Origin of the sequence: Proteus sp. NMG38-2 (assembly GCF_020640995.1) — a bacterium.
In the GTDB taxonomy this organism is placed as follows: Bacteria; Pseudomonadota; Gammaproteobacteria; order Enterobacterales; family Enterobacteriaceae; genus Proteus.
Genome location: NZ_CP085481.1, coordinates 813,937 through 826,546, shown reverse-complemented (window position 1 = coordinate 826,546; position 12,610 = coordinate 813,937). Strand labels below are relative to the sequence as shown.

The following is a 12,610-nucleotide window of genomic DNA, read 5'->3' as shown; positions in this document are numbered from 1 at the left end:
TTACCTAATATTAGTGACCTGAGGACACTTTAACGTCTTTTGGCATAGGAACATACGGTGTTTCTTGTGCTGTTTCTTCTGGGTTTTTACGCGCTTTCATTGCGGTACGGAAACCGTAGAAAATGATGCTGTAAACAACCACTAAGAACAGAATACTTAAGCCCGCATTGGTGTAGTTGTTAATTACAATATGATTCATATTGGTAATTTCAGCCGCAGTTAAATCGGCACCACCTGCTAAGATCTTCGCTTTGTATTCATTTGCTAAGTAGAAGAAACCTTCCATTTGTGGGTCATCGCTGAGAAGTTTCAGACCTAATGCCCATGTTGTACAAATTAATAGCCATACCGCAGGAACCACAGTTACCCAAATATATTTAGTGCGTTTCATCTTAATTAAGATAACCGTACCTAATACCAGTGCAACAGCTGCTAACATTTGGTTTGAGATACCAAATAATGGCCATAAGCTCTTAACACCGCCTAATGGGTCAACAACACCTTGGTATAACAGATATCCCCATAAGCCTACACAACCCGCTGTACCAATAACACCTGGAATGAACGAATTTGTTTTCTTCAAGTAAGGAATAAAGTTACCTAATAAGTCTTGAAGCATGAAGCGACCAGAACGTGTACCTGCGTCTAACGCGGTTAAAATAAAGAGCGCTTCAAACAAGATCCCAAAGTGATACCAGAAGCCCATATCCGCAGCAGGAATGATTTTATGGAATACCATCGCGATACCAACCGCTAAGGTAGGCGCACCACCAGCACGGTTTAATACAGAAGGTTCACCAATATCTTTCGCTGTTTGTAAGATTTCTTCTGGAGAGATAACAAAGCCCCATGAACTGACTGTTGCAGCTGCATGTACGGTAACTTCTTTTAACTGCCCCATGATAACAGCTGTATTTTCACCACCTAATTCATGTAGATTCGGCATCGTAATACCTAAACCTGATGGTGGGGTATTCATTGCAAAATACAGACCTGGTTCAATGATAGATGCGGCGACTAATGCCATGATCGCAACGAATGATTCCATTAACATTGCACCATAACCAATAAAACGAGCATCCATTTCATTTGCGATAAGCTTAGGTGTTGTACCTGAAGCTATTAGGGCGTGGAAACCAGAAACGGCACCACAGGCGATAGTGATAAATAAGAATGGGAATAAAGCCCCTTTCCACAATGGTCCAGTACCATCAATGTATTGAGTAACAGCTGGCATTTTCAGTTCAGGGTTTAAAATCACAATCCCCACAGCTAAACCAACGATAACACCAATTTTCAGGAAAGTTGCTAAATAGTCACGTGGTGCAAGAATTAACCATACTGGTAATAATGCAGACACGAAGGCATAACCAATAAGACCAAAAGTAATTGTTGTATCTTTAAAGGTTAACGCTGGGCCCCAGAATGGGTCGTGAGCAATAACACCACCAAACCAAATCGCCGCAATCAGTAAAACAATACCAATAACTGACACTTCACCCACACGACCTGGGCGAATATAGCGCATGTAAATACCCATAAATAAGGCGATTGGTACTGTTGAACAAACAGTGAACACACCCCATGGGCTTTCAGCTAAAGCTTTAACAACAATAAGGGCAAGCACAGCAAGAATGATGATCATGATAAGGAAACAGCCGAATAAAGCGATAGTACCCGGAATTGGCCCCATCTCTTTCTTTATCATCTCACCAAGTGAGTTACCATTACGGCGTGTAGAAATAAACAACACCATAAAATCTTGTACTGCACCCGCTAACACAACCCCTGCTAATAGCCAAAGCGTACCGGGTAAGTACCCCATTTGAGCAGCAAGAACAGGACCAACTAAAGGACCAGCCCCAGCGATAGCTGCAAAGTGGTGACCAAATAAGACATAACGGTTGGTCGGAACATAGTTCAAACCATCATTGTTAATAACAGAAGGTGTCGCTCTCGTTGGGTCAAGCTTCATCACTTTTTGAGCGATATACAGACTGTAATAACGATAAGCAACTAAGTAGACGGCAACAGAAGCGACAACTATCCATAGCGCACTAACGTGTTCACCACGGCGAAGTGCAACCACTGAAAGACAAAAAGCACCGATAATCCCGAGGATCACCCAAGGTACGTGCTTTAAAAATGCATTTTTGTTCATGAGACACCTTTTTTTCAGGCAAGACCGAACAGCCAAAGAGTAATGCGGGACAGCAAAGAATGATTTGAGCGAATCTGAGAGATAACTGCCCGCAGCTACATAATAAGAATTTTGACTCAGGAATGGTGTGACTAAATCGCTTAGCGGTTGTATACCGAATTAAGCGGTCTGTTTTCTCAGTTAAGTGGTTTTGCTGTTTTCAAAAGACGTTTTTTTTGTGATCAAGATAACAATTTTATGTCTTTCAATAAGTTAGAGAATAAGGAAAGATAAAAAAAACGCCTCGAGATCAACAAAAAAGGCGTTTTTTTATAACATTATTTAAACAAAGTGAGATTATTGGCCAAATTGAACAGATATCAAAAGCACATTACCTTTTCGAGAAGGTGAGCCATTAAATCGCCACTGATAAGCAACATCAATCACTGCATTGTCAATATTCATATCACCACTACTGGTTTTTAGCATTACCACAGTAGGAACACCTTGAGGATCAACATCAAGTTGTAAAATCATATCGCCCGTTTTAGGTGCAGTAATTGGAGCATTTACTTTCGGTAATAACTGAGTGCTATCTTTGATATTTGCCGATGCAAAATCGACACTAAAGGTACGGTTTGATTGCTCAGTTTTGTCTGTATTTAAAGGCAAGTGAACCACTTTGCTATTCGGATCTGATGCTGGTATCGCACGTTGAGCCAATTGGATTTGCGTTAAGTCATCGCTGAGATAATCATCTGAAGGCTTAGCTTCAACACCTTCTGGCAAATAGCGCATATCCATTCTTGCTCTCAAAGTTTGGTAACGTTCTAAACGAGCACCCTCAAGAGTATTTATCACCATCCTCATTTCCAGCATTTGCATGACAGAACTAATGCTTTCTTGTGACTTTTGCTGTGCTGCTTTCGCAAATGCGCCCGCTGCAATTTCAGGATCTTCATCTAGCCACGTTATCCCCCAACCTAACCAAACGTCTTCACGATTTGGATTTAGTGCAATAGCTTGCCCAAAATGGCTACGTGCTTGTGATAACAAGGTTTGCCAATACTCTTTATTTTGTGGGTAAATATCAGGAGATTGAGATAAATTATTTGTTCCCACATTGTAATATTGCAATTCAAAGCGGGCTACCATTCTTACAACATCTTCATTATCTTGATGAAGTGCCAATTTTTCGTTTAAGAAACGTAGACTATTATCCCAACTTTCGTGGTTATTTTTTCCATTAGGTAATGTCTGGATCTCTTTTAAAATATTTTGTAATACCGCCCGTTCTTCTTGTTGTTGTGCACGTTTTGAATAAACAGAAGAATAGGGATCATAGGTAGAATGCGATGACGATTTACTCGACTCTTTTTCTGGTGCCTGCTTTTGTAAACCTATGAACGCATTTTCAGCATTCGAAATACCTTTAATGCTTTGCCTTGCATAAGCTTTCGCCAATGCAATTAATGTAGGTTGTTGTTTAATAGTGTAGTCATTCCAACCAAGACGTGTACTTTGAAAACGAACGGTAACACGTTGATGATACCCCTCTTTTGTTGGCATAAAACGCCAGCCACGAGCATCACTTAATGCTTTCGTATCAAACACATTGTATCCACTACTTTTTTGTACCCAAAGACTTAAAACGTGTCCTTGAGGATCAACATCAACGGATAAAATCGTTTCTGCAATAGGAATATATTGCCCAACAGACGGGTAATGCATTTCCGTCCAGTTCTGTATTTTATTTGGTGAATCAACAAGAACGATCCCAGGATATTCCCTATCATTCATCATTGATTTCCATTCGACATAAGTCTCATTGTTATTCGCTATTGCATAAGTGACTGGCAGTACTTTTCCTGCCAGCTTAGCCACCGCTTCAGGAACTGCATTCTTTTGTCGATATAAACGGTCTTCTATCACTCGTGCTTGAAGGATCTGATAAATCTGACGTTGATTTTCTGTCAATTCAGAAATCGCTTTTTCAATAAGCGGTTGTAATGAAGGATCCTGATGCCCCAATTTGTCATATTTTAGCGTATCAGAAACCATTAATGCAGCCATTGCTTTTTCTATCTGCATATTGGGTGGCGTATGAGCAATATAGGTTAATGCTAACGTTTGCCATGCTTCCGGTACTAATGGTGCAGTAGTAATAGCGTTAATACCTGATTGCACTAATCTTTCATTACTACTTGTAAGAAGCGATGATAATGCTTGAGCAATAATAATTTCGGGTTGATTCAGCAACCAGTCACCATAAAAAGAGAGCGTTTTAATTGCCTCTTTTTGTTCTGGTGTTCCTTTTGTATGAATCAGATACGCCTCTTTAGCTTGCATTGCGGAAGTTACATCATCCGTTAAATAAACAAGTCCCGGTAATTCGATGCGTTTCTTTTCAAGATCTTTGAGATACCCCAGTGTTTTAGGCTGATTCACAACTATCGTTTTAATGATGTTATCTTCAGCATTAATCACGCTATAACGAAAATCACTCCACTGCGATTGTTCTATATTTTGTAAAACAAAGCGGCGACGATCTTCTAATTCACTATGAGGAATGATTGAAAATGAAAGACTAAATGTCGTTAGAACAACAAAAACTCCCCCAAAAAAATAGAAGATATTTTTAGCGCGCCACGATTGCAATAACATGACAATCGTCATAATGGCAGAACCTAACCATAATCCCAGCAAGAAATTACGCTCATCGAAACGAACTGATGAGGGAAGGATCTTGATACTCACACTGTCAATAGTACTAATGATTGAAACTAATAATGCAGGTAACCAAAAAGGAAATAAGAGTGTGGCGATCCCAACAATAATAAGGATCGGTTTAATTGTTTTATTCATATGAACTCCCTCTCATTAAGGTTTTCTTTTCAAAATACGTAATGAAGGGAGAATAAAAATGATGAGTATAATAATGGCTATCATCATTAAAAAAATCACACTTAACATTGTTATTAGTAACTGCTCAATATAATTCGCTTTTATTAAGTCAGTTATCCAAGTAAAACCTAAATCCCCACTTGTTCCTTGAGGAATAAAATACATCAACAGTAATCCGAAAATAATCGGCGCTATGATGGCAATAGCGGTGTGAAAAATAACAGATGGAACTTTACTTATTGCTTGTTTTAACGCGATAAAAATAGCGGGTGGCTGTATTGGTTTAGCTGGAACCGTATGTGTAGGTACATGTCTAATATTGGCATTTTTGACGCTATTTTGGCGTATTTGCTCTCGTTGTATTTGACTTTGCTTTTGAGTAATAGCCACTTGCTGTAGTTGGGTTTGCCTTGCACATGCTGCACAGGCTTTACCCGCAAAATATTGGTGGTTTTTATCTTTCTGACATACCAACATTTGTTGCTTTTCAGGTTGTGCATACTCATACAGTGCCGTAGCCCATGTTTTCGCACTAGGTCTTAATGTTGGATTTCCTGAAAAAGCTTTATCAAATAATGTTCTCAGTTTATCGGGCAATTGTTTATGCCCACTAGCAACATTTGGGGTAATTAAATTATGCGTCTTTACGCCATAACCATAAAAACGACCAGCAATACGTCTAGGAATATCCGTAGGAACCGTGTCGTTTTTAGGGCGACCACTAAAAGGATGGATACCAAAATTAAGCAGTTGAAAAATAATAACAGCTAAAGCAAATCGATCTTGTCTTTCTTCTTGATCTTGTAAAATAGTTTGTTTTGCTTGAAATTCTGGGGCTAAATATTCGACAGTAAATTGCCCTGCGGGATAGCGTATGTTTTCCCCTTGAATACTAAAACCATCACAATCAAGAAGAGACATATACAAACTTGATTTATAAAATCGCAGGTTTAATGGCTTCATATCAATAATACGATGCCCTTGTTGATGCAATGCATCAATCAACGAACAAAGATTATAAGCAAGGCTAACTTTAGCGCCCATTCCTGTGGGTAAATTATGGGCTTTAGCTTGACGCTCTTGAAGAATATATTCCAACTCTATGGTATTTTTCACATCAAGTTCGGGCATCACAAAGCCAACAAATTGCTTTTGGCTATTGTATAAACGTGCTTGAGGCCATGCGAGTTGAATTATTGGAATATCATTGACAGAAACAGCCTTTAATGAAGGCTCTAGTTTCTGCATTGCAGTAATTTTTTTCAGGTAATAGGCTTTATCAATTTTATCATGATAAACTTTTGATACTTGGAAAGGTGCATTATTAATGTGACTAACACTTCCTGCTCCCCCACTTTTTATCAAATCGCCAATCTGATAAATCTTGCCATTTTCATCTTGCAGTTGTGTTGTCCCAGATATCGCCGTCCCTTTTTTTCTCGCTTTTACCACAACTCTTCATCCCTGATACAAATCACTAAGGTCTTATCGTCACCCGTAATTGAGTGTGTACGAGGATCTGCCAATGTTCCCGCGAGTGCTTCACTTCCACTGTCTTCAGATACTGTTTTTAAATAACGGATCACTGGAGTGATAAACGGTTCATAAAGAGCATCACACGCTTTATTCATGGCAAAAGGCTGTACACCATCAGACATCAAAATAACTTGTTTTACTGGTTTATTGAGAGGAATAACGCGTAAATGCGCCTCCCAATTTTCTGATGTCACAAACCAAGTTTGATTTGCATATTCTCCGTTTTCTGGCTGTGATACATAACTTGTGCCATCGCAGTATTCCACCACAGCAATACCATCACCCAAATGGAATAAATAGCCACTATCATCACCAACCCAACATGCAACCAATGTTGATGCATATTCATTAAGTGCGCACTGTTTTATTTCTGCATATTCAGCCAGTTGGAGGCGAATATCTTCAATGAGCTGTTTTGCCCCTTGTGTTATCTGTTTTTCGGTTAACAAATCGATATTTGGCCACTCTGTGATACGCAGCGTAAATAACCGAGCAACAAGTTGAGCACCTTGCTCACTATAACGAGAGGAGCCTGCACCATCACAAACAGCAGCGATAAGATACTCACCTTTACGGCGAATAAAATAAGCATCTTGACAAGGAATTTGACGTTCTTGATGGGCAATGCCTGTCACTGATGCCCCATAAGCTAACCAATCGTTCATCAAACAGGTACACTCGCCCAAGAATCTGTTGAAGGTAATTGTGCTGTGCCGCCCGGTGTTGACTGAGAAACCACTTGCATACTGGCACTTAACCACAAGAATAATTCTTTAAATTGCAGCCCTTTTAGCATTTTCACACCATTAACACCATTACGGCTAAAGCTTCCCATCACTTCTGCTGATGCTCCATCAACCATAATCGGAAATACTGCCGTTTTTTGGCTTTCCTCTGCTTGGCGACAAAGCTGTGCCGCTTGTTCCCATTGATCGGTTGGTACACCATCAGACATTAAAAATAGCCAAGGACGAGTATAAGCAACACCCGCTTGTTTAAAGCGCTGTTTTTCAGCTTCTATTTCTTCAAGCGCTAGCGTGATAGCTTGTCCCATAGGGGTTGTGCCATTTGCTTCTAAAACAGGAGCCGTAAAATCCATAGCATCTTTCCAATCACCATGCACAGTACATTGGTCATATCCACCATATTCAATCACTAAAATACGCACGCGTTTTGCGGCAATCACATCATTTTTTAGTTCTTGTTCGAGTAGTTTAAGGCCTTCATTTAATTGTTGAATAGGCTGACCATACATACTACCGGAGCTATCTAACACTAAGATCAGAGGGGTACGTTGTTCACTGTTATCAACTAAGGCTACGTCAGGGATCATAAGATGCTCCATCATTCAGTTATTATTTTTCATGATAATGATTAATGTAACATAAAGATGCAAAATTCATCAGAAAGAAAAAAACGATAATTTGAAGATAAAGATATTTCTTAGAAAAAGTAGGTTTTAAGACTTAAAAATATTATTTTAAATTAGAATTGCGCTATTTTTCATAATATTAAATGAAAAAAGCACCTTGTTACATTAAGTAAAAGGTGCTTTTTAAATAAAATATTTATTTTATTAATAATGGATTTTTTGGCGTCCAGCAATAGAGTGTGAAAGTGTTGTACCATCAACCATTTCAAGCTCGCCCCCCACAGGAACCCCGTGAGCAATTCGGCTTGCCGTAATATCATACTGAGCGCAGATCTCAGCAATATAGTTGGCTGTCGCTTCACCTTCCACTGTCGGGTTTGTGGCCAAGATAACTTCTGAAATTGTTTCCTGGCTCAAACGCTCTTCAAGTCTATCTAAACCAATATCCATCGGTCCGATACCATCTAAAGGGGATAAATGTCCCATTAAAACAAAGTATCGACCCGCAAACTGCCCTGTCTGCTCGATTGCATGAATATCCGCAGGACTTTCGACAACACAAATTTGCCCATTTTGCTGACGACGAGCATTGGCACAAATAGTACAGCGCTCTTCTTCAGTAAAAGTTCGGCAATCACAGCAATGGCCGATTTCAGACATTGCACGCGTTAACGCTTGTGCAAGTCGCATACCACCGCTTCTATCGCGTTGAAGCAGTTGGAAAGCCATTCGTTGCGCTGATTTAGGCCCGACACCGGGTAAACAACGCAACGCTTCCATTAATGATTCAAGAAGTGGGCTAGTTTGCATTAGAATGGCATCTTAAAGCCTGGTGGTAATTGCATACCATTAGAGACAGAGGCCATTTTCTCTTTTTGCGTTTCATCAATACGACGCGCAGCATCATTAAAGGCGGCAGCAATCAGATCTTCTAGCATCTCTTTGTCATCTTCTAACAGACTAGGATCGATTTCAACACGACGGCAATTATGAGCACCATTGATAGTGATCTTGACTAAGCCAGCGCCAGATTCACCTGTCACTTCTAAGTTTGCGATCTCTTCTTGCATTTGTTGCATTTTGTCTTGCATTTGTTGGGCTTGCTTCATCAGATTGCCCAAACCACCTTTTCCGAACATAATTGTCTCTCTTTGTAAAAGCCACACAGTATGAAGTCATACAATATGTTGCGATTAAACAGGTCGGATACTCTCTTCATCCAATTCAGCATCAAAATATTGCTGTAATGTTTGAATTGTTTTATCCGTAATAATTGATTGACGCGATAACGCCAATTTTTCATCATAAATGGCTTGTCGCCACTCCAACGGCGTTTTTACCGCTGGATTATCATCTTCTATAATTGTGAGTGAAATTGCTTTTCCATGCAATTCACTTAATGCATTTGTGAGTGTGCGTAATGCATTTGCTGAATTTAAATGTTTCTGTCTAGTTCGTAAATGCAAAATCACGTTTTCTTCACTTACTGTCTCTTTATACGCATTTAATGCCAGTTGTTGCACCAATTTAGGTAATGGCATTTTTTCAATTTCAGCAGCCCACGCATCTCTTTCTTGTGATTCTTTCGCAATTTTGGCCGCTAACTCTGGCGTTTTTTCGTATTCGAGAACTTCTTTAATTTCTTTAGGCGAAGACACTGTCTCTTGTGTTGACATCAACTCAGGATTTTGTGGGCGCCATTGATATGCTTCTTTTTTCTTTTTTTCAGGTGCATTAGGATTAGGTTGACGTTTAGCAACTTGTTGACGTCTTTCACTCACGGCTGCTAGCCGTTCTAATGCACTAGCAGCCGGCTTAGCCTGATTTGGCGTCGCCGGTTCAGGCTTTTTTGGCGGGGTTTGTTGTTCAGTCCCCTTTATCGCCTGCCGTGCTCTTAAAAGTTGTGCCGCTGGACTATTACCTAACGAGGCATTGTTCATGGGCGAAGAAGAACGTGTATTTTGTGGCGAATGAGCCTGAGCCACTGGTTGCTCATGACTCACTGGCATTCGATTTGTTGTCGATGACGTAGAAGGCAAAGTTTGCGCTAATGGCGCAGAAGAAACCTCATCAATCACTGTTTTGGGATGAAAAGCTAACGCTCTTAATAACGTCATTTCAACGCCCATGCGTCTATCTGGTGCATAAGCCAGTTCTTTTCGTCCAACTAATAAAGTTTGATAATAGAGTTGTAAATCTTGTGGTGAAACAGATTTAGCCAATAGGCGTAAACGCTCTTGGGTAAATTGTTCTTGGGGATTATCCTCACTAGGCAATAATTGCAACATGGCAATTTGATGCAATAACGAAAGAGTCTCAACTAAGAAGTTTTCCCAATCAGTTCCTCTTGAAGCCACTTCATTGACCAGCGACATCACTTGTTGACCATCTGCTTTTACCAGTGCTTCAATCAGTGCTAAAGGCTGTGCATCATCAATAGTGCCAAGCATTTGACTTACAACGTCAGCGGTGACAACGCCTTCACCACTTGCTATAGCTTGATCTGTTAAACTTAAAGCGTCTCGCATACTACCATCGGCGGCACGAGCAATAAGCTGGCGTGCTCTTACATCATTTTCAATGTGTTCGGCAGTAAGCACTTTTTCGAGTTGTGTTGCAATTTGGTCAATATCCAATGCACGCAAATGAAATTGCAAACAACGCGATAAAATAGTGACAGGTAATTTTTGTGGATCGGTTGTCGCCAGTAGAAACTTAACGTGCTCTGGTGGTTCTTCTAATGTTTTTAATAGCGCATTAAAACTGTGGCGAGAAAGCATGTGAACTTCGTCAATCAAGTAGACCTTAAAACGTCCACGCGCTGGCGCATATTGCACATTATCAAGCAATTCACGGGTATCTTCTACCTTGGTACGCGATGCAGCATCGATTTCGATTAAATCGACAAAACGCCCCTGTTCTATTTCAAGGCAATTTGCACATTGACCACAAGGTTTACTCGTAATGCCTGTTTCACAATTAAGCCCTTTGGCAAATAATCGGGCAATAGTGGTTTTTCCGACACCTCGAGTACCAGAAAAAAGATAGGCATGATGAAGTCGCTGATGATCAAGACCATTAGCTAAAGCCGTCAACACATGACGTTGACCGACAACATCGTTAAAAGTTTGTGGGCGCCACTTACGGGCAAGTACCTGATAGCTCATTGATTCCGCTAAATTTGAACGAGATTTATCTCTATGCTAACACAGGGACGCCCCATTGAGCGAGATTTGTCAGAAACAAATGAGATATTGATGAAAGAACCGTCGAATATTTGAAATGGATCAGAGAGGAAAAACAATTGTGCGGGCCATAGATATTTATATATCACATCATAAATAACACAAAAGCACCCGCACTATTACTCATGTTTAAAATAATGACGTGTATCACCACATTTTAAACAGTGAAGAAATTAATGTCCTGGAAAATCAACCAGAGTAAAGCTATGAACGCCTTGTTTTTCTAAGCGTTCAATACCGCCTAAATCAGGTAAGCAGATAATAAATGCAGCTTCTGTTACAGTTCCACCTAAACGACGGATAAGACGGGCTGTTGCTTCAATGGTGCCGCCTGTTGCCAGTAAATCATCAACCATTAATACTTTGTCTTTATCCGTAATGCTGTCTTTGTGGATCTCTAAAGTATCTGTGCCATATTCCAAATCATAAGTTTCACTGAGCGTTTCGCGAGGCAATTTACCTTTTTTACGAACAGGAACGAAACCAACACCGAGGCGTAAAGCAACCGGAGCACCAAATAGGAAACCGCGAGCTTCGGTACCCACGACTTTAGTGATACCCTGACCTTGATAGTGCTCTACCAATAAATCAATGGTTGCCTGATATGCAGCAGGATTATCCAGTAATGTAGTGATATCACGAAATAATATCCCTTCTTTTGGATAATCAGGAATGGTTTCAATACTGTCTTTAATAAATTGCAGTTGTTGCGCGTTAGCAGTCATAATCAGTGCCATAATAAAAAACGAAACGATAGAATCTATGCAATATGCCGTTAAAATGCAACAGAAAGCCAGTTAACAACTCTTTTTTGTTGCTTTAAGTCAATTCATGTTTTTATCAAAACAGGAACAAGAACCCGATGAATAAACCTGATCCTTTAAGCTTGTTTAAAAAACAGATAGACAATCTTGCCGAAACACTGGCGCCTATTGCAAACAAAAAAATTGCAGCACCTTGCTTCGACACAGCACTGTTCCACCGCCGAAGTGATTCACTTGGCGGCTATATGCAACAGATCCGCGATAATTTTACCCAGTTAATCGCTTGTGTTGAGGCACAACGAAGCCAGCAGGTTAAATTTCTGGCCACTCAAATCCTACAACAAATAGAAGCATTAACTCGTGAATTATCGACACAAACACTAAGAAAGCAAGAGAACCAGCTTACTCAACGAAAAAAAAGTGTCGATTTATACCAAAAACTTGCCCAACATCAGGATTATGAGCGCAGATTACACGCCATGATCCAAGATAGAGAGCTTTCATTAACGCAAGCACAAAGTTTTATGCAACAACAAGAGTTGCAAAAAGAGATTGCTGCACTTGAAAATCGCCTAGCGCGTTGTAAAAACGCCCTTTTCTCTATTGAAAAGAGCATTGAAAAACAAGAAGATAAATTTTAAAGGCGATA

General features: G+C 40.0%; 10 protein-coding genes. 1 reads left to right on the top strand and 9 read right to left on the bottom strand.

All coding sequences use genetic code 11. The annotated features are described in order from the left end of the window. Positions 1 to 10: 10 nt before the first annotated feature. The 9 genes from LG402_RS03850 to apt form a co-directional block, all read right to left on the bottom strand. The gene (locus tag LG402_RS03850) at positions 11 to 2,161 is read right to left on the bottom strand and encodes a carbon starvation CstA family protein (protein WP_109407961.1); all 2,151 of its coding nucleotides are present in this window, start codon (positions 2,159 to 2,161) and stop codon (positions 11 to 13) included. A 336-nt stretch (positions 2,162 to 2,497) separates the two neighbouring features. Next, entirely contained in the window at positions 2,498 to 5,005 is a 2,508-nt protein-coding gene (locus LG402_RS03845; protein ID WP_227336452.1) for an energy transducer TonB, read from the bottom strand. A 15-nt stretch (positions 5,006 to 5,020) separates the two neighbouring features. Next, positions 5,021 to 6,496 (bottom strand): DNA-binding protein, encoded by a 1,476-nt coding sequence (locus LG402_RS03840; RefSeq protein WP_166539506.1) that lies wholly within the window; start codon positions 6,494 to 6,496, stop codon positions 5,021 to 5,023. Then, complete coding sequence (locus LG402_RS03835; protein ID WP_109407964.1) at positions 6,490 to 7,245, bottom strand: PP2C family serine/threonine-protein phosphatase; 756 nt, start codon at positions 7,243 to 7,245, stop codon at positions 6,490 to 6,492. The genes LG402_RS03840 and LG402_RS03835 overlap by 7 nt, the downstream gene beginning before the upstream one ends. Then, complete coding sequence (locus LG402_RS03830) at positions 7,245 to 7,913, bottom strand: vWA domain-containing protein (protein WP_227336451.1); 669 nt, start codon at positions 7,911 to 7,913, stop codon at positions 7,245 to 7,247. Before LG402_RS03830 ends, LG402_RS03835 begins: the two co-directional genes overlap by 1 nt. 243 nt (positions 7,914 to 8,156) lie before the next feature. Then, entirely contained in the window at positions 8,157 to 8,762 is a 606-nt protein-coding gene (recR, locus tag LG402_RS03825) for a recombination mediator RecR (RefSeq protein WP_072069364.1), read from the bottom strand. Next, positions 8,762 to 9,091, bottom strand: a complete 330-nt coding sequence (locus tag LG402_RS03820; RefSeq protein WP_036932854.1) for a YbaB/EbfC family nucleoid-associated protein — start codon at positions 9,089 to 9,091, stop codon at positions 8,762 to 8,764. The genes recR and LG402_RS03820 overlap by 1 nt, the downstream gene beginning before the upstream one ends. Before the next feature lie 54 nt (positions 9,092 to 9,145). Beyond that, a complete protein-coding gene (dnaX, locus tag LG402_RS03815; protein WP_166539504.1) occupies positions 9,146 to 11,119 on the bottom strand; it encodes a DNA polymerase III subunit gamma/tau in 1,974 nt (657 codons plus the stop codon). A 251-nt stretch (positions 11,120 to 11,370) separates the two neighbouring features. Then, positions 11,371 to 11,922: an adenine phosphoribosyltransferase gene (gene apt / locus LG402_RS03810; RefSeq protein ID WP_036932856.1), complete on the bottom strand. Its 552-nt coding sequence runs from the start codon at positions 11,920 to 11,922 to the stop codon at positions 11,371 to 11,373. Positions 11,923 to 12,059: 137 nt separating this feature from the next. Here apt and priC point away from each other — a divergent pair, with 137 nt between their 5' ends. After that, the gene (priC, locus tag LG402_RS03805; protein ID WP_109407966.1) at positions 12,060 to 12,602 is read left to right on the top strand and encodes a primosomal replication protein PriC; all 543 of its coding nucleotides are present in this window, start codon (positions 12,060 to 12,062) and stop codon (positions 12,600 to 12,602) included. Positions 12,603 to 12,610: the final 8 nt, after the last annotated feature.